This window comes from Ochrobactrum quorumnocens, assembly GCF_002278035.1.
GTDB classification, from domain to species: Bacteria; Pseudomonadota; Alphaproteobacteria; order Rhizobiales; family Rhizobiaceae; genus Brucella; species Brucella quorumnocens.
The window spans coordinates 247,633-270,191 of sequence record NZ_CP022605.1; the positions used below are offsets into that span (position 1 = coordinate 247,633).

Sequence of the window (22,559 nt, forward strand, 5' to 3'; positions counted from 1 at the left end):
CAGCATCGTCTCTCCAACAGAATATTGGAGTTGATGATGACCAAGACCCTTGTGCTTCTCTTCCATCCCGATCTCAGCCGTTCCAAGTCAAACGCTGCACTTGCCGGGAGGGCGGGAGCCCTGCCCAATGTCGAGGTAATCGACATGCAGGGGACCTATCCCGGCGGGATGGACATGTACCGTGACGGCGAACGCGAAGCGGCGCGATTGCTCGAAGCGGCCCGGATTGTCCTGCAGTTCCCGGTTCAATGGTATTCGACGCCGCCGCTCCTGAAAGCCTGGCAGGATGCCGTGCTCACACGCATGTTCTATATCGCGTACGAGGCGGAGGGGCGCCATCTTGAGGGTAGGCCGTTGATGATAGCGGCAACCGCTGGCAACACGGCCGAAGCATATCGGCCCGGCGGGGCCAACATGTTCGCGATTGCCGACATATTCACGCCCCTGCGCGCCACGGCGAACCGATGCGGACTGATTTGGACGACCCCGTTCGTCCTATATTCTGCCGACAAGCTCTCTGCCGGCGAGATCGAGACCGCCGGCGAAAACTATGCCGCCGCCCTCACAAACTGGATCGCCAATTCCGGTTCAAAGAAGAGGATAAGCGATGACAAAGGTGCATGACACATTGCTCGGTACGCCTTTCTGGTTCGTCCTGTCCGCGCGGCTGCTTTCATTGGGCATTCTTAGTCAGTTCCTGAGTGCCGGAGTGGCGCTGTTCATCGGTGCATGGGATTGGCAGATACACCTGGTGATCGGAGGAGCCCTGCCCCTGCCGATAATAATCTTGTGCGCCGGTGTGTTTGCTGTACCGCGCCTGCGTGGTTTCAACTGGTGGGCTGGATTGGTTTTCGCACTCTATATCGTCCAGTTCGCATTGGCGGCTGGGACGGATTCGCTGCCGCTCGCATTCCATCCATTTAATGGAACGCTCCTGGTGATCGCCAGTCTGGTTCTGCTTGCCAAACTCCAGCGCCGATTGACGAAGAGCAGTACGGATCTGGCAACTTCCCGAGCGCGTAGCGTGGCGAGAAGATAGAGCCGATAAGAAGACGCGGCCGTTGCGCTAGCGCGTCGCCCTGTTCGATGCCCCGGACGGATGCTTTCGGCCAAGTCAAGCCGGTGGCCGAGATCTAAACGAGAGAATAGCTGAAGAATGCAGCCAGGTCGCTTATCGGGCCTACGACGCGTGCCGAGCACCTCGCTGCCACGCTGCGAGCAGTCTCGGTCTCGCGAATGATCTCCGTGGCGCGACACAGGTCGGTATTGGCCGCCAACGCCTCCTCGACATAGGCATCGAGCCTTGCATCGCGATAGAGGCGCCACCGATGTGGCGGCGGTTCTTCCTCGCTCACGACCACGTGGTCGATGTCGAGGATGGGCACGGCGGCTTCTGGGCGCTCCGTTATTGTGCTGTGCTGAACATGATAGGCTGGCCCCCCAAGCAACCGGCTAGCAACGGGCCCGACAGGAACGGAAGCGCACGTTTCATGGCCGCGCCTCCGTGGTCGCAACACCTGTCGCAGGGGTGATCTCGACGGTCGCTGTCATGCCTGCTGCGAGATCGACACCGGACGGCACACGATCGATATGAATGCGCACCGGGATGCGCTGGGCAAGACGCACCCAGGAAAATGTCGCCGCCACATTGGGCAGGCCGAGATGACCGGGCGCGTCGTTGCTGTTCTCGATCCCGCGACCGAGGCTTTCGACATGGCCAGCGACTGGCTGATCAAAGCCCATCAGCATGATCCGTGCCGGGTCGCCAACGCGAATCTGCCTGATCTTGGTCTCCTCGAAATAGCCGGTGATCCAGAAGCTGTCGGCGTCCAGGACGGCAACCTTCGTCACACCGGCCGTCGCATAGTCGCCCGGACGCAGCCTCAGATTGGTGACATAGCCATCGACCGACGAGCGGACGGTCGAGCGGGCAAGGTTGAGTTTGGCCAGATCGAGCGCCGCCACCGCTGACGAATAGGCGGCGCCGGCGACCGCGGCCGCGCCGCTCGATTGCTGGACCGCCTCCTGGGAGACGACGTCCTTGAGTTGGCTGTGCCGCCGTGCCGTTGCCTGACGAACGATCATATCCTGGTGTCTGGCTTCCACGTCAGCCTCAGCCAACGCAACGGCGAGCCGGAGCCGCTCGGGGTTGATCTGGTAAAGGATGTCGCCCCGGCGCACATATTGATTGTCCACCACGGGAACGGTGCTGACCGTGCCGGAGACTTCCGGCGCGATCTGCACGACATCGACGCCAACTCGTCCATCGCGGCTCCAGGGCGTCCGCTCGAAATGGTTCCACACCTTCAGCGCGATAAAGGCGGAGACGGCGACGAGGCAAAGGGTCAGGGCGTAGCGGCCCAGCAGGGATAGAACAGGGTTCAAGGCAAGAGTCCGATCGATGGCAGGTACTGCACGAGCAGACCGTAGATGATGACAAAGGTGGCAATCTCGACGAGCGGCCGATAAGCGAACAGGCGATTGAGGCCGGCGGCGGCGATCAGGCGGAGCGTCGCCATGGTGGCGACCAGCGCAATGAACGCGAGCACCACCAGGCCGGGGATGAGGACGCCTCCGACATTGAGATCAACGATCATCGGTCGTGGTCCTCACGTCTGCCGGGGGCGCCGAGCGCGAACCGCAGGTCGATGAGCAGGTCGATAATCCGCAGGCGGCTCCAGAGCGCGCTGCCCGCCACCGTCTCGATCAAGGTCTCGATCCGCTGATCGAGGTCGAGGAGGTCGGCAGGCGTTGACGACTTCCTGCCACTGAAGCGCCTGGCGATCACGGATAGAAGTTCGCTCAATTCGACGCCGGCCTCGCCCTTGATCTGCGGGATCATCTTGCGAATCTGTCCGGCGACATGGCCGATGCGAAGATGGTGCAGCGTATCGTCGAGCACATCCGGATAGGCTTTGCCGGTGAGCCGCAACCTTGGCAGCAGCAAGGCTGTCCGATCGATCATCAGGCTCGCCCAGCGCGCCTCGTGGGGCGCAGCGGCGAGCACGCGCCGGCCGACGTCCCGGCGGCTCAAGCGAAGCAAGCGGTTGATCGCCGCATCGACCGGCACGGCCTGGAACAGGGACATGCTCACCGCGCCGAAGACGACCGCCGCAAACAGCGCGATCACACTGTTGAGGGAGGTGGCGAAGTCGCCGGTGTAATGGGGGCCGAGACCCGAGAGGATCGGAATGGTGAGCGTGATGCCGAGCGCCATGAAGGTCGTCGGCAGGCGTGCCTGGAGAGAGCCGGCGAACAGGAACGCCGGGGCGAGCACCGCCACAAGAACATGGAAGTCCGTGACCTGGGGCAGGATGACGAAGCTGTAGATGAGACTGATTACGACCCCGTAGATCGAGCCGATGATATATTTGACGACAAAGGGCACGGGCGCATCGAAATTGCCGAACAAGGTGCAGCACACGCCGAGAATGGAGACGGCCATTCCGCCCTCCGGCCAGGCCGACCAAATCCAGAAGGCGCAGCCGATGAGGATTCCGACGATGGCGCCGAGCGCGGCGCGACCCGCCATCCTGGGATCTCGGTGATAGACATAGCCCTTCGCTCGCATCGGTCCGTGAAGCGACGTGACATCGCGCAACCGCCCGGTCGCTGCGATCTTCTGCTCGAGCCTGTCGCAGTCCTGTAGCAGACCGACCATTTCCGCGAGATGACCTGCCAGATTGGCTGCAAGCCTGTCGCCGGGCATCGTAGCGTCGGCGCCCAAACTTTTCTGGACTGATCGTGCGCGCGTGATGAGCTGGGATGCGGTAGCCTCCCGATCTTCCGCTTCGGCGTTTGCGGCCCAGGCACCGATGTCACCGACCAAGGCGATCAACTCACCAGACGCATTGCCATCGCCCAAGCGAAGAGCCTCAATCCGATCTTCAATCTCGGCCGCGAGCCACAGCAAACGGGCAAGCCGGTCATGGATGAGTTGCAGTATCTGGCGTGGGGGTGTTGGCGCCGGATCATAGGGCAGATGCGTGGCAAGTCCCTGGATTGCTAGCAGGTCCGCTGCAAGCTGGTGACGGTCACGACGGTTTTCTCCCGGGGTTCCACTCAGTGCATCGCCCGCCAGCCGACGGGCGTCCCCCAGAGTGGCCGACAACTTGCCGGTAAACTGGCCGGTCATGCGTTTCGGCAGGATGTAGCGATGTATCAGGACAGCGCACAGAATCCCGATCGAGATTTCCTGGACGCGCACCGACGCCGTCTCGAAAACCCCTCCAGGATCAAGCACACTCGGAAAGCCAATCAGGCTCGCCGTGTAACCCGCAAGCACAAAAGCGTAGGCTCGTGGCGTGCGGTCCAGTAGCGAGAAGAAGAGGCACAGGCCGATCCAGCCTGCGAGGATCATGCTGCACACGATGGGGTTGTTTACGAAATTCGGAACGATCGCGACCGTCGCGATCGCGCCGATAAACGTCCCGGCAAAGCGATACACACCACGGCTGAGTGACGCTCCGGCGGACGTCTGCGAGACGATGTAGACAGTGACGATGGCCCAGAACGGCTTGGGAAGCCCGATCCGCAGCGAAATGTAGTACGCTAGCATCGCCGCGGCGAAGCTCTTTGCCGAAAACAGGATCGCATCCGCATCCGCCTTCATGGAGGGGGTGCGAAGGACGCTCGTTCGAACTCGCAAGGCTTCAAAGGCCTTGTATGAGAGGGTGTTTGGAGGCTGCGCGGTGTTCATTCCTCCAGTTGTGTCCGATTTGCATAAGCAAATAAATTCGGTATTATGACATAAAATACCTAAAAATGGCCATTCCGATGCCTATGCTGCGATCCGCTGTTTCAGTTTTCGATCCCGACCTCACGCTTTTGCCTGCGGTCGCCCACAAGCTTGATTTCGCCGATCATGAGGCAGAGGTGCCTCTTCACGTACACCGAAAGGGTCAGTTGATCCTTGCTCTACATGGAGCCGTCACATGCACCGCGGGCAACGAGATATGGATCGTGCCCCCGAATTGCGGGGTCTGGATTCCCGGCGGCGTGCCCCATAGCGCCCGCGCGACCGCGAACGCCCAGCTCAACTATCTGTTCGTAGAACCGGGGTCGGCGGAGCTACCCGAGAGCAGCTGCACCCTCTCGGTTTCCCCTATGATCCGCGAGATGGTCGACCGGCTTGCCCGGGAGCGTGCGGACTATCTGGCCGACAGCCATGCCGCACGGATCGCGCAGGTGATCCTCTATGAACTTGCGCAGATGCCGCATGAGCGGTTCAATCTACCGATCTCCAGCCATCCGAAAATCCGGGCGATGGCAGATGCTCTGACGATCGAGCCTTCAGACCGCAGTACGCTGAGCGATTGGGCGAAGCGGGTCGCAATGAGCGAGCGGTCACTGGCGCGCCTGTTGATCCGGGAGACGGGACTGACGTTCGGACGCTGGCGGCAGCAACTTCACCTTATCGTCGCGCTTCGTGAACTGGCCAGTGGCGGGACGGTGCAGAATGTTGCCGCTGAACTGGGATACGAGTCGGTCAACGCATTTATCACTATGTTCAAGAAAGCCTTGGGAAGCACGCCAGCTCAGTATTTTGCGCAACGTAGTGCGTCCATGTATTAAGCCGAGAAAGCAAAGCTGCATTGGGTTGCCGATCTCCACAACTACCAGCCACTTTGCATACCCGGTAAAAGTCTGAGGACGAGAAAATCAAATACTGCCCCGCTGTCGCCCAAACTGCCACGACTCCGAGCCGCCCTGCACGATGCCCGTAACCTTGAGGCCGAGCTGATGGTCGATGACCGGGCATCACGGAACGAGGGCGAACACGTGGCTCTTCTCGGCCACGGCGAACTTGCCGCTCGATCGCTTCACAATCCCCGGTAAATATGCAGATGACGCTCTCGCCACCCGGGGTCGCGCTACTTGACGTTGGAATTCTAACAAGATGACTATAGACTTTGTGATAACAAACACCGATGTGAAATCATAAAGTACTGTCCTTCTTTGAAGTGTCTGAAACCCCAATAAGGTAATCAGCGACGCGTGAGCTACGATCAGAGCTCTTGTAAGCTTGATTGCTCGAAGCGTGTTTGGGAAACATGCATGGAAGACATTTCACAAAAATTTCTTATTGCCGTCCTGTTTGGCGGACGGTCAGCCGAGCACGATGTGTCGGTGCTTTCCCGGGGGCCATAGTTGGACAATCGCTTTCCCAAACGAAGAAACGCCTCACGAATTGCCTAAGCGATGTACTTTCCCGGCTTACACGGCCTGCGTGGTGAAGATTGAGCGATACACCGAAGGCAGAAGTGGCGAGTGTGCCGCTTGCTGGACGTGGCATTAGTGGCTCCGTAAATGCACTCGACAAGGGTTTAGCAAAACGTCTGTTTAATGGCATCTGGTCGGTTTGCGTGGGTGTTGTCACTGCTATCCGTACACGGTAGACTTGGGCGAAAGTAATGCTGTCTAGACTTTGCCAAAATCGCAAGCCGCCATTAATATTGTCGCCAAGCATCTGAAAAACCAACGTTCTCGCGAGGAAACAACAACCTAGCATTCAGGAACGCGAGCGCAATCGTCAATGCTGCCGGAGAAGGTCGCAACATTTTCAAGATGCTCCCTGCAGCATCCTTCCCGTAGGCACAGACATCGTTCGACAGCCACACCCGACCGTTTCTAATAGCGCCTGGGGGTTGTGTTCGTCCGGGAACATAGAATGTAGGTCCAGGTTGTGACTTCATCGTCTATCAAAATTAGCCGGCGGACCTAGCTTGTAGGGTGGCCGCGTCACATGGTTTCGTATTGCTGAAGGTTAATCGCAGCATGTAACTCTGTTGCGCTTGGCTTTACGAACCTGACAAAAATCATACCTACACAAAAGCAAAGGGCACAAAACGGATCACCTCATGTTCGGAAGACGCTTTATGCTGTGCTCGCGCCGCTCATGCCTGCGGCTCCAACGCAGACCGGGCCACATCATCGCGCCGCAAACCGAGACGTGCGCGCTCATCCAGTTATTCACCCTTAGCTGTGAGAGCAGCAACCCGAACGCGTCGGTCTTCTTCATCCACTGTCGTATGGACCAGAGATCGCAACATCAAAGGACCCAGATTTGCCGTAGCTGTTGCCTGATCTATCCCAACGCTATCTGCTAGTGCACTCAGGCCAATAGTCTTTTGTCCCGCGATAACACCAAGCACAATTATCTGTTGGCTGGTCAATCCTATCGGACGCAAAAACTGTATCAAGCTGCCGCGAGATAATGCAATTGATCCTTTGCACGGCTATGCAGAGACTGTAATACGACAAGCCTCTCATATCCTTTACCGTTTCTTTCTCGCGAGATTCTGTGTTGCAAACCTGTTGGTATTTCTCAACTAATGCTCCTCTGTTCTAAAGCCATCGCTCAGTGCTTGGCTAGCTCGGAATAATTACATGATGAATAGCGCGCGTTATCGCTGGTTGCTTTATCCGGAACCACACAGCATACAACGCAGGAAGGAAGAGGAGGATCATCACCGTCCCCGCTGCAGTTCCTCCAATCAATGTGTATGCCATGGACCCCCAGAACACTGAGTGGGTTAATGGTATGAACGCCAGAATTGCAGCAAGTGCCGTCAGGATCACTGGTCTTGTCCGTTGCACCGTCGCCTCAATGACAGCGTTGTAGTCATCGAGCCCAGCCGCCTGGTTCTCCTTGATCTGCTCCGTCAGGATCAACGTGTTGCGCATCAGAATGCCAGCCAGTCCGATCAAGCCGAGAATGGCGTTGAACCCGAAGGGTTGATTGAACAAAAGCAATGTCGGAACCACCCCGGCAAGACCAAGGGGTGCGGTTAGCATAACCATTGTCATGGTCGACAAACTGCGAACCTGCAGGATGATAACGATCAGCATGGCAGCAATCATCAGCGGGAACACCTGCGCAAGCGCAACATTGGCTTTGAGAGATTCCTCGATGTTGCCACCCATCTCGATGCGATATCCAACGGGAAGCGATGCGATCAGCGGCTGCAGGGCCTTCATGACCTGTTGGGAAACCTCCGGAGGCTGCGTCGCCTCGTTGATATCCGACCTGATCGTGATGACCGGGGTCCGGTCACGACGTTTCAGGATAGGTTCTTCAAACCGGATCTCCGAGTGCCCGAGCTGATCCAACGGAACCTGACGGCCATCCCTGCTCATCAGCGAGAAGTCGGCGAGACGTGACGGATCGAGGCGATTTTCGCCAGCACTTCGCGCAACGACAGGCACGTTGCGGATATTGTCGCGCACCTGCGTGATGGGGATGCCGGAGAGCAGCATCTGCAACTGCTGGGCCGCCTCCGATGGAGAAAGACCAATCAGATTGAGCCGCTCCTGGTCGGGCACAAATCGCAGAACAGGTGTGCGGTTGCCCCAATCCCTGTTGGCCTGACGAACATCGGGCACGGTCTTCATGATCGCCAGAGCCTGCTCGGAAATCTTGTAAAGCTCATCCTGATCAGGACCCATGATCCGGAACTCGACCGGGAACGGTGTGTATGGACCAAAGACAAGTTGGGTCACACGCACGGATGCCTCGGGAACGAGACCCTCTGATATGGCACCTCTCAAGCGGTGTTTGAGTTCTTCCCTGGCGTGGGCGTCAGGCGTCAGCACGACAATTTTAGCAAAGGCGGAATCGGGCAATTCCGGTGCCATGGCAAAGAAGAACCGGGGTGCACCCTGTCCTACGTAAGACGTAACGATATTGGTTTCGGGCTGGGTCTGCAGCCAGTCTTCAACCCTCTTCACCGCCGATGTCGTGGCCTCGATGCTCGTGCCCTCGGGCATGCGCACTTCGACCAGGACCTCTGGACGATCTGATGTCGGGAAGAACTGCTGCTTCACGCCGCCCATGCCGACAACCGAAACGGCCATGGAAATGCCGACCACAGCGCAGACCATGAACTTATGGCGGACGGCGAACTCGATCACGGAACGCAAACGACGATAGTTCGGCGTGTCATAAATAGCGTGATGACCGCCCTCGACCGGCTTGATGTTGGGCAACATCTTCACACCGAGATAGGGCGTGAAGGTGACAGCGACGATCCAGGATACGATGAGCGCAAAGCCCACGACCCAGAAGATGTTGCCGGCATATTCGCCTGCGGTCGACTTGGCAAAACCCACGGGCATCAGTCCGATGATCGTGACCAGAGTGCCGGACAGCATCGGCGCTGCCGTATGGCTCCAGGCATAGGCGGCCGCCTTGATGCGGTCCATGCCCTCTTCCATCTTCACCACCATCACTTCGATGGCAATGATGGCATCATCGACAAGAAGGCCAAGCGCGAGGATCAGCGCGCCAAGCGTAATGCGGTCGAAGAAACGCCCAGTCTCCAGCATGATGAGGAAGACCACCGCAAGGGTGAGTGGCACAGCAAGTGCGACAACGATGCCAACGCGCCAGCCGAGTGCCACCAGACTGACAAACAGAACCACGCCAAGCGCCATCGCGAACTTGAGCATGAACTCGCCGACTGCCTCATCGATATTGACGGCTTGATCGCTGACTTTGGTCAGCGTCATGCCCAGCGGCAGTGTCTGTGCAATGGCGGCGGAGCGAGCCTCGAGTGCCTTGCCAAGATCAAGGCCATTCCAGCCTGCCTGCATGACAGCGCCCAGCATGATTGTCGGCTCGCCCTCGTGGCGGATGATATAGGTGGCAGGATCCTGATAACCGCGCCGCACCTCCGCCAGATCGGACAACTTGAGCGTACGTCCAGCAGCTACGATCGGTGTGTCAGCAATCGCCTGGACGCTGTTATAGGCTCCGTCGAAACGGATAAAGACTTGTGGGCCGCTTGTATCGATAGAACCGGCCGGCGTAACCGTGTTCTGTCGCTGCAACGCGGAAGCGATATCTTGCGCGGATATGCCGAGTGTCGCGAGCTTCGCGTAGGAGAACTCGACAAAAATCTGCTCGGGACGCTCGCCGACGATGTTGATTTTCTTGACGCCGGGAACATGCAAAAGATCCTGGCGTATGACCTCCGCTTGCCGCACGAGATCGCGCATCGGCATACCCTTTGCCTTCAGTGCGTAAAGGCCGAAGCTGACATCGGAGTATTCGTCGTTGACGAACGGACCCATAACACCCGGCGGAAGATTGCGGGCTTCGTCCCCGAGTTTCTTGCGCGCCTGATAAAATTCTCCAGCGACTGCGCTGGCCGGGGTGTTGTCCTTCAGTGTCACCGTGAGGTAGGCGTAACCCGGTCGCGTCGTCGTCTCGACACGGTCGTACCATGTGAGTTCCTGGATACGTTTCTCGAGTGGCTCAGCGACAAGGTCCTGCATTTCCCGCGCCGTTGCGCCCGGCCAGACCGAGGTGACCGTCAATGTCTTGATGGTGAACGACGGATCCTCGGCGCGTCCCAGCTTCACAAAGGCGTAGGCTCCGGCGGCGGCGAGAAGAACGATAAAGAACAGGGTGATGGCGCGTTCGCGAACGGCGATGGCGGAGAGATTGAAGTTCATCAGTTTTTCACCTCCTGTTGCGAGGCAATCCTGACGGTCACGCCATCGTCGAGAAGATGTGCGCCCAGAGCAACGACCTGCTCTCCGGTGCCAATCCCCGTGACAAACGCAGTCTCCTCGCCAATCTGGCGAACCTTGACCGGCGTAAACTTCACAGTCGATGGGGTGCCGTTGACAATCCACACGCCCGTGCGGCTACCGTCGTCCAGAATTGCACCCACTGGTATGGCGACCTCCGACTGGCGGTCGGCATCGAGAATTTTAATCGTCACTGTCGAGCCGAGGGGCGCGGAGGCTGCGCCTCCTTCGAGAACGTACCGGGCTTCGTAGGTCCGGGTTTGAGGATCAGCCGAATCGGATATTTGTCTCAGCTTGGCGTTTCCGCTGAGTCCGTCGCTTCCATAGACACTGGCCTGCGCTTCCGATCCCACCTTAGGTCGCAGCGTCTCAGGCAGCCAGATGATCGCCTCGCGAGGACCTGCCTGCGCCAGTTGTACGACCGTCTGGCCAGCAGCCACCACTTGCCCCGGATCACCGGCCGTTTCGACAACTGTTCCATCCGAGTCTGCAAGAAGAGTGGTGTAGGTCGCCGCATTTTCGGCCACCTCTGCGTCTGCCTCCGCCGCAGCCAGCTGTGCCGTGGCAGTGTCGAGCGCTGCTTTCGCCTGTTCGTAACGCTGGGGCGTGGCAGCCAACCCATTCTTCACCAGGGCCGCATAGCGCTTTTCGTCCGCCTGCGCCTGAACCAGAACTGCACGTGCTGCGGTAACGGTGTTGCGTTTCGCCGTCAGCGCAAGCTGCAGATCAGTCCCGTCAATCCGCATCAACGGTTGGCCCTGCTTCACCTGCTGGCCGACATCGACCAGCCGCTCAACGATCTTGCCAGGGACTCTGAATCCCAGGTTGCTCTGCACGCGGGACGCGACCGTGCCCGTGAATGAGCGTTCCGCTGTACCGGTGGTCGTTGCCTCCGCCACCCTTACGAGGGGAGAAGCCGTTCTTGGGTCAGCGGCCAACGCTTCCTGCTTGGTGGGTTCAAAAACCACGAAAAAGGCCCAGGCTGCGCCGGCCGCTGCCACGAGACCTACGAAAGTCAGGACAAGTTTGCGTTTCATTTTGAGTTTCTCTTCTTGACGGGCGACATGGATTATTTAGATTGCGATATAAATCTATGTTTGATATAGATGTCAAATGAAATCTAATAGGAGGCCGATATGAGAGTGAGCCGGGCACAGGCCGAAGAAAATCGCGAAACGGTCATTAACGTTGCAAGCCGTCTGTTTCGAAAGCATGGATTTGACGGAATTGGCCTCAAGGATCTGATGAAGGGCGCCGGCCTTACGCAGGGCGGTTTCTACAAGCAGTTCGCATCGAAGGACAACCTTGCTGCATTGGCGTCGAGGCGTGCGATGGAAAGTGCGACCCGGAGATGGTCGACGGCGGCCGCGAACAGTTCCGATCCCCTTGAGGCGGTAATTGCGTTTTATCTTTCCTCGGACCACCGGGGCGAGAAGGCTGAAGGCTGCCCTCTGGTGGCGCTGGGATCTGATGCCACCCGCCAGAGCGAAGAGGTCAGGCGACCGTTCGAGGACGGGATACGAGCTCACTTCGAGGTTCTGGATGAACTGATGGAGGACAGCAAGGGCTCCGATCCCAGCGCAAAATCGATGGCGATATTGTCCCTTATGGTCGGGGCTGTGACATTGTCGCGGATCATCGAAGATGAGCATTTATCTCAGGGCATCCTCGACGCAGCGGCCGGCGAGGTCAGACGCATTGCGCAGGGCGACGAGGTTGCTTGAAAGCTAGGCCGAGCCGCTGGCGTGGCGTGGATAGGGCTGAGGCTTAGCCCCGCCCTGGCAAGGTGAGTGCATCCCAAGGCTCTTGCTTAAACCGCATGCCTATAAAAGTGTGCCTCACCGCATCGTCGGACAGGGTGCCGAAGGCACGCCTCTTTATTACAGTGAAACAGGTAAAAACTTATGCGTCGTATCGTTGTTACAGGAATGGGAGCTGTCAGCCCCCTTGGTGCAAATGTCGGGATCTCCTGGTCCCGCCTGCTTGCGGGACAGAGCGGTATCCGACGGTTGACCGACGATATCGTCGCAGACCTGCCGTCCAAGATAGGCGGCGTTGTTCCTTCTATCATGGAAGATCCAGAAGGCGGCTTCGATCCCGACACGATCATGGCTCCCAAGGATCAGCGCAAGGTCGACAGGTTTATCATCTTCGCACTGGCGGCCGCTGAAGAGGCTCTCGCACAGGCGAACTGGACGCCGACGTCGAATGAAGACCAGCTAAGAACAGCGACGATCATCGCATCGGGGATCGGCGGCTTTCCCGCAATCACCGAAGCCGTGCGTACCGTCGATCAACGCGGTGTACGCCGTCTTTCGCCTTTCACCATTCCCTCGTTTCTCGTCAACCTCGCAGCGGGGCAGGTTTCGATCCGCCATGGCTTCAAAGGCCCCCTTGGTGCGCCGGTCACCGCGTGTGCCGCCGGTGTTCAGGCAATCGGCGATGCTGCAAGGCTCATCCGATCCAATGAAGCCGACATCGCGATATGCGGCGGAACCGAAGCCTGCATGAATATCGTCAGTCTGGGCGGTTTTGCCGCCGCAAGATCGCTATCGACCGGGTTCAATGAGACCCCGAGCAAGGCATCGCGTCCCTTCGATGTGTCGCGTGACGGGTTCGTCATGGGCGAAGGGGCCGGCATGCTGGTCATCGAAGCGCTGAGCCACGCTCTTGCGCGCGGCGCCACGCCGCTTGCCGAACTCGTCGGATACGGCACGACAGCTGACGCCCATCACATCACCTCCGGACCCGAAGACGGCAACGGAGCGCGCAGAGCGATGGAAATTGCCATTGCACAAGCAGACATTTCCGCATGTGAAATTGGCCATCTGAATGCTCACGCGACTTCAACTCCCGTTGGGGATTTAGGAGAGATGAGGGCCATCAAAAGTGTTTTTGGTTCTGACAGATCGATCGCTGTCAGCGGCACAAAATCGGCGACCGGACACTTGCTGGGTGCTGCAGGAGGCATGGAAGCCATCTTCACAATTTTGGCTCTCCAAAACCAGATCGCACCACCGACGCTAAATCTCAATGACCCGGATCCTGAGGCTGACGGTATCGATTTTGTTGCTACTCATGCGCGATCACTGAACACTGAATTCGCCATATCAAATGGCTTTGGTTTTGGCGGCGTCAACGCAAGCGCAATTTTCCGACGGTGGGACTAATAGGTTGGTGGCCCTCACTTGCGATTGGCTGATCCCAGTCTTTAAAGCGACCACAATCAGGCCATGTCAGTGCAAGATAACATGGACCCATCGCATTTTTGACCTTCGTTAACGCAATGCAGAGCGTCCATGAAGTTAAATCCTGTCGTGATTTCCAATGCGCGTATCCTCGGTGCCAAACGTCCTGATCTATTGCTTCACATCTATTTCCCAGCAGCGACAAGTTGGATATTTTCGTCCTCGCGCACATTGGTAGGTTTTTGCAGTATTTGGTATCATCATCGGCGAGTATTTAGGTTCGTCTGCCGTCTTGGCTACCTTATCGCTCAGGCTGAAGGGAATTTCGATGCCGTGGGCGTTCTTGCAGGCTTCTTGATTTTAGCGATGTTATTTTTCAAATTCTGTTGTTCAGGCACTTATGGGGCCATTTAACAGTCTCTGACGCGAAGTGTTGTATTGTCTAGGAGGAGCAACCGGGGGAGCTTGTCTTTAACGACGACAGGTGGCAGCTGGCTGCCCATCCTGGAGAAAAGTCGCCTCACAGCCTTGGTTTTACGGCGTGCTTGAACCAGTATATCGGAAACATCGCCGTCGGCGTCAGTTTCACCCTAGAGCCAGAATATCTTCAACATCAAGTGTTATCGATGCAAACCGGTGACAGGCCCACACTGCGGGGGCGACAATTTCGCGCGAAAAAAGCCCCCTTTTTGACCTGACAATGAGCTCGCAAGTTTCACTATATCTCAATACCAAAATGCGCGTTCAACAACTCAGCAGCGCGTGCGACCGCTCAATATTGGCGCCAGTAAGGCCCACGAGTCCAGCGCGAACAATCGACGTGAATAGTGCTGCACGATAGGCAGACTGACCTCCTCAATAGTTAGAGACTGGAAGCTGCGCTTGATTGCAAGCAATCGGCAGACACGAGAAGCAGCCGTTTAATGCATATGAAGAGGTCTTGACAGGTTGAAATTTGTTGTGTGTTATAACACTCGACACATTACGATTTGAATAGGAAGTATTATGATCCAGCAACACGGTATGCACCGACTACAGGAGCGCCTCACCGATCCTTCGTTGTTGCGCGACAAGGCGTATATCGCTGGCGAGTGGGTGAGCGCCGACAGCGGTGATACAGTCGCTGTCATTGATCCGGCGACGAATCTCAAGATTGGTTCGGTGCCCAATATGGGCGCATCTGAGACTCGCCACGCCATCAAAGTTGCAGAAAAAGCTCGTCACGGCTGGGCTGCCCTGGCTGCCATGGAACGCGCAATAGTATTGCGTCGCTGGTTCGACCTGATTGTTGCAAATCTTCCGGATCTTGCAGTAATTATGACAGCTGAGCAGGGGAAGCCTCTGGCTGAAAGTCAGGCAGAGATCCGCTATGCAGCCTCCTTCGCGGAATGGTTCTCGGAAGAAGCAAAGCGCGCATATGGCGACCTGATTCCTGCACCGCGCGCCCGGACTCGCATTATGGTCCTTAAGCAGCCGATAGGCGTTGTCGCAGCGATCACCCCGTGGAACTTCCCCGCTGCGATGATTACCCGCAAATGCGCTCCGGCTTTTGCTGCAGGCTGCTCCGTTGTAGTGAAACCCTCCGAATTTACGCCATATTCGGCGCTGGCCCTGGCTGAGCTTGCGGAACGAGCCGGCATACCGAAGGGTATTTTCAACATCGTAACCGGTGACGCTGCAGCAATCGGGGGAGAGTTGACCTCAAGCCCGATCGTGCGCAAGATCAGCTTCACCGGTTCCACCCGCGTCGGCAAGCTCCTCCTCGAACAATCGGCAAATACAGTGAAAAAGGTCGCGATGGAGCTTGGCGGTAACGCCCCACTCATCGTCTTTGATGATGCTGATCTCGATGTCGCTGTGCAAGGGGTTCTCAACGCAAAATTCCGTAACACCGGACAAACCTGCATCTGCCCGAACCGTATATATGTGCATGAAAACGTCCACGATGTATTCATTGACCGGCTGTCGACCGCAGTTCGTTCAATGAAGGTCGGCGACGGATTTGTCGACGGCGTGCAACAAGGCCCCCTGATCAATGAGGCAGCATTGACGAAGGTGGAACGTCATGTCGCCGACGCGCTCAGCAAAGGCGCGAGAATTGTGGTGGGGGGAAAGCGCCACGTGCTCGGAGGGACTTTCTACGAGCCTACCGTACTGACGAACGTGGATGCGACAATGCTATTCGAGAACGAAGAAACGTTCGGCCCTGTTGCCCCCGTGCAGCGCTTCTCGGATGAGAAAAGCGTCATCAAAGCTGCCAATGCTACCAGCTCCGGGCTCGCAGCTTACATATTCACCCGCGATCTCGATCGAATGTGGCGGGTTGCCGAACAGATCGAGTCCGGGATTGTCGGTGTCAATGAAGGACTTGTGTCGAACGAGGTTGCGCCGTTCGGCGGCATCAAAGAATCCGGTATCGGTCGCGAAGGCTCAAAGTACGGGATCGAGGAGTTCCTCGAGTTGAAATATGTCTGCATTACTCAATCCGCAACCTGAAGGCCCGTCTACATAAAGTAGATGGGCCTCATATAGACGCATAATAAAAGGGGAATAACGTGAAAATCACGAATACTATGAAACAAGGAGTTCTGGCCGGCGCAACCGCCCTTATGGGAGCAATGGCCTTTGCAGGAGCTGCGCAGGCAGGCAGCGCCTTGGAAGCCATCAAGTCGCGGGGCACGCTCGTCTGCGGCGTCGGCCAAGCAGTCCCCGGCTTTTCAGCACCAGCAGCGAACGGTGAACTCGCTGGTATCGATATCGATTATTGTAAGTCGATGGCAGCCGCCATTCTCGGCGACTCTTCCAAGGTAACTTATCGTCAGACGTCCTATTCAGAGCGCTTCGTGCTGCTGTCTTCAGGCGAGATAGATGTTCTTGCTCACGACACGACGACCACGCTAAACCGCGAAGGCGCTCAAAGCGCTCGGTTTACATCGCCAAACTATTTCGATGGGTACACCTTCATGGTGCCGAAATCACTCGGCGTGGACAGCCCGGACAAATTAGCCGATGCCACAGTTTGTATCTTGCAGGGCTCGACCTTTGAAGTGAACACTGAGAATTTCTTCAAGTCGCGCGGACTGAAATATACACCGCTGGTACTAAGTGCATGGGAACAGCTTGACGCTGCCTTCTTTGGAGGCCGTTGTGATGCCTTTGGCGGCAACTACGGCAACCTCGCGGGATCACGGGCCGGTAACGGCAACGTCGATGACTACATCATCTTCCCAAACTTCATAACGTTGGAGCCCTACGCTCCGGCCGTGAAGAGCGGTGATGAGCAGCTCTTCCTTATAGCTCGCTGGGCTATGTTCGCTCTTGTCGAGGCCGAGCGACTCGGCATCACGCAAGCAAATGTCGCAGATCTTGCGAAAAACTCGGTTGATCCGGAAGTGAAGCAGATATTAGGTACAACGCCGGGTAACGGCAAGGATCTCGGCATGTCAGATGATTGGGTCGTGCAGATCGTCTCAGCCGTCGGGAACTATGGCGAGAGCTTCGAACGTAACCTTGGAAAGGCGTCGCCCCTCAAACTCGACCGCGGTCTCAACGACCTGTGGACGAAAGGCGGCCTCATGTATGCAGCACCGTTACGTTAATGCGTAGCGAGCGCCTTCAAAACGCGCTGTTTGTCGCGGCAGTCATCGCAATCCTTGCATGGCTGTCGCACAACCTTGCGTCCAATCTCGCCGCCCGTGGCATCAACATTGACTATGGTTTCCTCTGGGGACCCACATCATTTCCGATCGGGGAATCCCTGATTTCTTTCAGTTCGGGCGACAACTACTTCCGCGCCCTACTAGTCGGGCTGCTGAACACAGTCAAATTGGCCTTAGTCGCAATTATTCTGTCCACGGTGCTTGGTCTTCTTATTGGCCTCGCAGGGCGTGCGAGCCATCCACAGCTTCGTACAGTGGCAAGAACGTATATTGAGGTTACGCGCAACACACCGCTTCTACTCATCCTCGTTGTCTGCGCGACTGCAGTACGGGTGCTTCCGCCGCCACGTCAAGCCTGGAATTTTTGGGACTCCGTCTTCGTCTCGAGCCGTGGTGTTCATATTCCGACCGTGCTAGTCGGTGATGCTGGGCCCGCTTTGGCCATTATAACTGTGGTCGGCTTTCTCAGCTGTTACACGTTTTGGCGTCTCATGGTGCGCAAGCGCAACGAGACAGGCCTTTTCTCCCGTCCTGCGACACGCGGCTTTTTCTTTTCGATCGCAGCACTTGTGGGCGTCGTTATATATACATTCAGTTGGTGCGAGATCCAGAAACCATCTCTAACAGGCTTCAATTTCCGTGGCGGCATGGGCATGACCCCGGAATACATCGCGATGTTGGCCGGTCTCTCTTTCTACACTTCGGGGTTTATTGCCGAGATCGTGCGGGGAAGCCTTGCAGCATTGCCAAAAGGACAATCGGAAGCAGCCGGCTCACTTGGCCTCAGCCCATTGCTAACACTCTATCTGGTTCTGGCACCGCAGGCTTTGCGGCTCATGCTACCACCGTTGGCCAACCAGTATTTGAACACGATCAAGAACACAACGCTGGCGGTCCTCATTGGTTACCCGGATCTAGTTTCCGTGGGAAACACCGCACTTAATCAGACCGGACGAGCTATTGAGACAGTCTCCATATATCTAATAATATACCTCACGCTCAGTCTACTGACCTCTGCGGTCATCCGATGGCTGGAAAAGCGCGCTCAATTGGTGAAAACATGAGTGAACTGACCACAACACTTCGACGTCCTTCGAATGGTGGCTTTGCAATCTGGCTCCGCCCCTATTTCCACCCATGGACGCATGCCCTACTGACGCTGATTATTTCCAGTGGTGTGCTGTACCTATTTTCGCGCTTCTATCAGTGGGCAGTCACCGATGCCGTTTTCGGACCGGCATCACCAGACATCTGCCGCGCGGCAGCGGGTGCCTGCTGGGCATTCCTTCACGAGCGCTATCACATCATACTGTTCGGCAGCTATCCCATAGATCAGTACTGGCGTCCGTCGCTAGCGGTCGTGCTGGTACTCACCATCCTCATCTTCAGTGGATTCCGTCGTTTCTGGAAACCGACATTAGCACTGGCTTGGGTCCTAGTTATGGTGACCAGCCTACTCTTGATGAGGGGCGGTATTCTGGGTCTGCCATTTGTATCGACGAGCCGTTGGGGTGGGCTGCCGCTGACGGTCGGTCTGTCCGCCTTCGGCATCGTGATTGCACTTCCGCTGTCGGTACTAATCGTGCTCGGTCGACAGTCGAAGGCGGCAGTAATCCGGCGCTTTTGCTCACTTTATGTTGAGATCGTGCGTGGCCTTCCGCTTATCGCAGTGCTGTTTATCGCCTCAACCATGCTCCCCTTTCTACTGCCCGGCGGCAATCTGATCGACAACATTCTGCGAGCGCAGGTTGCTTTGATCCTCTTCCAGGCAGCCTACCTTGCGGAGGCGATCCGCAGTGGTCTCGAAGCCGTACCGCGCGGACAATCGGAAGCGGGGCTCAGCCTTGGCCTCTCAGGCAGCCTAATCTCGCGCCTTATCGTTTTGCCACAGGCATTTCGAATTGCTCTACCCGCGATTATCAACACTTTCATCGAGTCTATCAAAGACACAACGCTGATCAGCATCATCGGCCTCATCGACGTGCTTGGCGGAGCTCGCGGCGCGATCGCCGACGGCGCTTGGCTCGGCTTCTATCGTGAAGCCTACCTCGTCGTCGGCAGCGCATTCTTCATATTTTGCTTCATCCTCTCTGTGCATTCTCGACGACTTGAGCGGGAATTTGCTCACGAGAAGCGTTGAAGATGGGCAACGAGGAAATCATATTGGCCGACGAAGGCTACGTTCAGACTTACAAGACGCTCGTGCAGGATACGCTCAATGAGCAGATCTATCAGCAAATCAAAGAGAAGCTGATTGTGGGGGAATTTCGTCCCGGGGACCGCCTCGTCCTGCGCAACCTGGCGGCAGCGCTGGGTACAAGCGTCGTTCCTGTTCGCGATGCGCTTCAAAAACTAGAAAGTCTCGGTGCGCTGCGACTTGAACGCACCTTTTTTGTCCCCCGCCTGACTATCGGTGAACTCACCGAAATCAGGGATATCCGTGTGGCACTTGAGGGGCTGTCGGCCGCTCGTGCAGCGTGCACTTCAACCCCCGAAAGCCTCGCAGGGTTGCGCGTCCATTTCGACGCGATGACAGAAGCCGCACGCGGCAACGATACCAGCGGTTTCCTGCGCGCTAATGCACGCTTTCATCTACACATCGCGGACATGAGCAACTCGCCCATCTTGCGAGACATGATCGAGCCGCTTTGGCTGAGGATGGGTCCCTCTGTGCGCCTTGCCAAGGCCGAACCCGGCAAGCTGATAAACGCTATTCCCGACCACGAGATCGCATTCGCTGCCATCGCATCCAAAGATGCCGCTGCAGCGTGCAACGCAATCGTTGCCGATGTCGTCAACTGTTTTGGCATTCTAGCCGATGCATCTCGGAACACTGGCAAATGATGGCGCGACTAAGCACTGAGCAAGCGCAAACCGTTGCGCTACACCATTTCGGCATCAACGGCCAGGTCACCGAACTTGGTGGGGAACGCACTCAGAATTTCCGTATCGTCGCGGCGGACCGCACCACATTCACACTCAAGGTTTCCGATCCGCATGAAAGCGCTGAATGTATACTGCTCGAAAGTGCTGCGCTTCTTCATATAGCGAAAGTAGCGCCTGACATCGCGGTTCCCCGTATTATGCATGCTCTAAACGGAGAGCTTTCAGTCTACCTCGGAGCGGCGGATGGGCGGCGCCTGCGGATCCTGACTTATCTTGATGGCACGCCATTTTCCTTTGTAGAGGCACCGACGAGCGCGCTACGAAATACCATCGGGTGGGCGGTCGGTACACTTGATAACGCACTGGCGAGCTTCGACCATCCTTTTGCACGTCAGCGTGACCTGATCTGGGACGTCAAAAATATCAGTCGTCTGCGTCCTCATCTACAATTGATCGACGCAAAGCGTCGCCCTCTGGCCGAGGCAATGCTTGACCGCTTCGAAGCAGTGGTAAGCCCGAGGCTGGCACACTTACCCACGCAAGCAATACACAGCGACATGAACGGCCAGAATATCCTCATCGGTGGCGACAGAATGGCAGGGTTCATTGATTTCGGCGATCTTGTCCATGCGCCCCGTCTTGTCGATCTTGCTGGCGCCACTTTGTTGCAATTTCGAGACGGGGAGAACGACGTGAAGGACGCCGCCGACGTCGTTGCCGCCTACAACGAAGCCGCGCCTTTGACCTATCTTGAAGTGGAATTTCTACAGGATTTTATGATTGCCCGCTGCATCATCAATGTCCTGGTGACTGAGTATCTGGCGGATCAAAATACGGCTAACCGCGATTACATCATGAAAAACAACCACGTCTCCTGGAAGCGGTTAGTCCGATTGTCGTGCATGCCACAAAATCTATTCAAAAGCCCCTCCTGAAGCGAAAGCACATTCCATGAGCATACCCGTGATGATCAACGCGTTCGACACGAAGAAAGCCGGAAACCTGGATGAGCGCACCCGCAGTCTCGTCGAGCGCCGCCAGCGCGTTTTGGGGCAGCCATATCGCATGTTCTATGAGGAACCCGTGCATTTCGATCGGGCAAGCGGTGTACGGCTTTACGATAGTGAAGGCAATACCTATCTGGATGCGTATAACAATGTGCCATGCGTTGGTCATTGCCATCCTCGCGTAGTGAATGCCATTGCCGAACAGGCGGCACGGCTCAACGTGCATACGCGCTATCTTGATGAAGGCATTGTTGGTTATGCGGAGCGATTGCTCACCCACTTCCCCACAGCAACCAATCGCCTGATGCTGACCTGCACCGGCAGCGAAGCTAACGATCTCGCGCTGCGCATCGCGCGCATTCATACTGGTGGTACAGGCTTCATCGTCACCGCTAACGCCTATCACGGTATTAGCCACGCGATCGCCGCCATGTCACCATCGCTCGGCCTGAACGTGCCGTTAGCAATCGACGTCCGCACTATCGCAGCACCCGATCCACGCCTCGCCGGCTCTACCGAAGAGGTCGGTGCGTTCTTCGAGCGGGAAGTGCGGGCCGCCGTCGTTGACATGCTGCGCCACGGCATCCGTCCCGCAGCACTTCTGGTTGACACGATCTTCTCCAGCGACGGCGTCTTTGCCGAGCCGGCTGGCTTCTTAGCGGGAGCGGTCGCCGCAATCCGTGAGGCCGGCGGTCTTTTCATCGCCGACGAAGTACAGGCCGGTTTCGGTCGCTTGGGCGGGCATATGTGGGGCTTTCAGCGCCATGGACTCGTGCCGGATCTCGTTACCATGGGCAAACCGATGGGCAACGGCTACCCCATTGCAGGCGTCGTCGCGCGCGAAGAAGTGCTCGAGCGTTTTGCCCGTGAAGCGCGTTACTTTAACACTTTTGGCGGCAACCCAGTCGCCTGCGCCGCTGCCTCGGCGGTTCTCGACATCCTTCAGGAAGAAGACCTGCTGGCGAATGCAGTAAAGGTCGGCGCGCATATGAAAGCCAACTTCGAAGCCCTGTCGCAGTCTCAATCTGTTATCGGTGATGTTCGCGGCGAAGGTCTCTTCCTTGGCGTTGACATTCTCGACAGTACCGGCGCGCCCTCCCCGCGCATCGCAGGTGATCTCGTCAACGCCCTTCGTCGCCGTCGGGTGCTTATCAGCGCGTCGGGGCCGCTGGGCCATGTCCTCAAAATCAGGCCGCCACTCCCATTCTCCATAGCCGACGCAGACGAACTGGTACAGGTCTGCGAGGATATATTGGGTACTCTCTGAAACGAAAACCAGGTTG

20 protein-coding genes and 2 pseudogenes are annotated in these 22,559 nt (G+C 57.2%); 14 read left to right on the forward strand and 8 right to left on the reverse strand.

Going from position 1 to position 22,559, the window contains the following annotated elements:
- Positions 1-36 precede the first annotated feature (36 nt).
- Both CES85_RS23195 and CES85_RS23200 read left to right on the forward strand, forming a co-directional pair.
- The gene (locus CES85_RS23195) at positions 37-624 is read left to right on the forward strand and encodes an NAD(P)H-dependent oxidoreductase (protein ID WP_095448205.1); all 588 of its coding nucleotides are present in this window, start codon (positions 37-39) and stop codon (positions 622-624) included.
- Entirely contained in the window at positions 608-1,039 is a 432-nt protein-coding gene (locus CES85_RS23200; RefSeq protein WP_095448206.1) for a DUF6220 domain-containing protein, read from the forward strand. Before CES85_RS23195 ends, CES85_RS23200 begins: the two co-directional genes overlap by 17 nt.
- A gap of 94 nt (positions 1,040-1,133) precedes the next feature.
- Here CES85_RS23200 and CES85_RS23205 read toward each other — a convergent pair whose 3' ends face one another.
- Genes CES85_RS23205 through CES85_RS23220 form a run of 4 tightly spaced genes read right to left on the reverse strand, consistent with a single transcriptional unit; the run spans position 1,134 to position 4,699 of the window.
- The gene (locus CES85_RS23205; RefSeq protein WP_095448207.1) at positions 1,134-1,448 is read right to left on the reverse strand and encodes a hypothetical protein; all 315 of its coding nucleotides are present in this window, start codon (positions 1,446-1,448) and stop codon (positions 1,134-1,136) included.
- A gap of 40 nt (positions 1,449-1,488) precedes the next feature.
- Complete coding sequence (locus CES85_RS23210; RefSeq protein ID WP_095448208.1) at positions 1,489-2,385, reverse strand: HlyD family secretion protein; 897 nt, start codon at positions 2,383-2,385, stop codon at positions 1,489-1,491.
- Positions 2,382-2,597, reverse strand: coding sequence for a DUF1656 domain-containing protein (locus CES85_RS23215; RefSeq protein WP_095448209.1), 216 nt, complete (start codon positions 2,595-2,597; stop codon positions 2,382-2,384). The genes CES85_RS23210 and CES85_RS23215 overlap by 4 nt, the downstream gene beginning before the upstream one ends.
- Complete coding sequence (locus CES85_RS23220) at positions 2,594-4,699, reverse strand: FUSC family protein (protein WP_095448210.1); 2,106 nt, start codon at positions 4,697-4,699, stop codon at positions 2,594-2,596. Before CES85_RS23220 ends, CES85_RS23215 begins: the two co-directional genes overlap by 4 nt.
- A 77-nt stretch (positions 4,700-4,776) precedes the next feature.
- Between CES85_RS23220 and CES85_RS23225 the strand changes: the two genes are divergently transcribed.
- Entirely contained in the window at positions 4,777-5,574 is a 798-nt protein-coding gene (locus CES85_RS23225; protein ID WP_095448834.1) for an AraC family transcriptional regulator, read from the forward strand.
- Between the two features lie 87 nt (positions 5,575-5,661).
- On the opposite strand, the pseudogene CES85_RS28345 reads toward CES85_RS23225, so the two are convergent.
- Positions 5,662-5,886: pseudogene (locus tag CES85_RS28345) on the reverse strand (DUF3363 domain-containing protein); the annotation flags it as partial.
- 353 nt (positions 5,887-6,239) lie between these two features.
- Between CES85_RS28345 and CES85_RS28350 the strand changes: the two are divergent.
- Complete coding sequence (locus CES85_RS28350) at positions 6,240-6,398, forward strand: hypothetical protein (protein WP_208636314.1); 159 nt, start codon at positions 6,240-6,242, stop codon at positions 6,396-6,398.
- A 570-nt stretch (positions 6,399-6,968) separates the two neighbouring features.
- Here the strand turns inward: CES85_RS28350 and CES85_RS28420 are convergent.
- The 3 genes from CES85_RS28420 to CES85_RS23245 all read right to left on the reverse strand — a co-directional run bounded on the left by CES85_RS28420 (position 6,969) and on the right by CES85_RS23245 (position 11,573).
- Positions 6,969-7,202 carry a MarR family winged helix-turn-helix transcriptional regulator gene (locus tag CES85_RS28420; RefSeq protein ID WP_157743485.1) on the reverse strand — a complete coding sequence of 78 codons (234 nt, stop codon included), beginning with the start codon at positions 7,200-7,202 and terminating at the stop codon, positions 6,969-6,971.
- Between the two features lie 169 nt (positions 7,203-7,371).
- Positions 7,372-10,458 (reverse strand): efflux RND transporter permease subunit, encoded by a 3,087-nt coding sequence (locus CES85_RS23240; protein WP_095448212.1) that lies wholly within the window; start codon positions 10,456-10,458, stop codon positions 7,372-7,374.
- Positions 10,458-11,573 (reverse strand): efflux RND transporter periplasmic adaptor subunit, encoded by a 1,116-nt coding sequence (locus CES85_RS23245; RefSeq protein WP_095448213.1) that lies wholly within the window; start codon positions 11,571-11,573, stop codon positions 10,458-10,460. Before CES85_RS23245 ends, CES85_RS23240 begins: the two co-directional genes overlap by 1 nt.
- Before the next feature lie 99 nt (positions 11,574-11,672).
- Here CES85_RS23245 and CES85_RS23250 point away from each other — a divergent pair, with 99 nt between their 5' ends.
- The 10 genes and pseudogenes from CES85_RS23250 to CES85_RS23295 all read left to right on the forward strand — a co-directional run bounded on the left by CES85_RS23250 (position 11,673) and on the right by CES85_RS23295 (position 22,543).
- The gene (locus tag CES85_RS23250; RefSeq protein ID WP_095448214.1) at positions 11,673-12,260 is read left to right on the forward strand and encodes a TetR/AcrR family transcriptional regulator; all 588 of its coding nucleotides are present in this window, start codon (positions 11,673-11,675) and stop codon (positions 12,258-12,260) included.
- A gap of 180 nt (positions 12,261-12,440) precedes the next feature.
- Positions 12,441-13,706: a beta-ketoacyl-ACP synthase II gene (gene fabF, locus CES85_RS23255; protein WP_095448215.1), complete on the forward strand. Its 1,266-nt coding sequence runs from the start codon at positions 12,441-12,443 to the stop codon at positions 13,704-13,706.
- An 89-nt stretch (positions 13,707-13,795) separates the two neighbouring features.
- Positions 13,796-14,093 (forward strand): annotated as a pseudogene (locus CES85_RS23260) (ABC transporter permease); the annotation flags it as partial.
- A 636-nt stretch (positions 14,094-14,729) separates the two neighbouring features.
- A complete protein-coding gene (locus CES85_RS23265) occupies positions 14,730-16,220 on the forward strand; it encodes an NAD-dependent succinate-semialdehyde dehydrogenase (RefSeq protein ID WP_280523398.1) in 1,491 nt (496 codons plus the stop codon).
- 59 nt (positions 16,221-16,279) lie between these two features.
- Entirely contained in the window at positions 16,280-17,323 is a 1,044-nt protein-coding gene (locus CES85_RS23270; protein ID WP_157743486.1) for an amino acid ABC transporter substrate-binding protein, read from the forward strand.
- Complete coding sequence (locus CES85_RS23275) at positions 17,323-18,447, forward strand: amino acid ABC transporter permease (RefSeq protein WP_095448217.1); 1,125 nt, start codon at positions 17,323-17,325, stop codon at positions 18,445-18,447. Before CES85_RS23270 ends, CES85_RS23275 begins: the two co-directional genes overlap by 1 nt.
- Positions 18,444-19,523, forward strand: coding sequence for an amino acid ABC transporter permease (locus CES85_RS23280; RefSeq protein ID WP_095448218.1), 1,080 nt, complete (start codon positions 18,444-18,446; stop codon positions 19,521-19,523). The genes CES85_RS23275 and CES85_RS23280 overlap by 4 nt, the downstream gene beginning before the upstream one ends.
- Positions 19,524-19,525: 2 nt before the next feature.
- Positions 19,526-20,227, forward strand: coding sequence for a GntR family transcriptional regulator (locus CES85_RS23285; RefSeq protein ID WP_095448219.1), 702 nt, complete (start codon positions 19,526-19,528; stop codon positions 20,225-20,227).
- Positions 20,224-21,204 carry a phosphotransferase gene (locus CES85_RS23290; RefSeq protein ID WP_095448220.1) on the forward strand — a complete coding sequence of 327 codons (981 nt, stop codon included), beginning with the start codon at positions 20,224-20,226 and terminating at the stop codon, positions 21,202-21,204. The genes CES85_RS23285 and CES85_RS23290 overlap by 4 nt, the downstream gene beginning before the upstream one ends.
- 16 nt (positions 21,205-21,220) lie before the next feature.
- Positions 21,221-22,543, forward strand: coding sequence for an aspartate aminotransferase family protein (locus CES85_RS23295; RefSeq protein ID WP_244923362.1), 1,323 nt, complete (start codon positions 21,221-21,223; stop codon positions 22,541-22,543).
- The last annotated feature ends 16 nt before the right edge of the window (positions 22,544-22,559 follow it).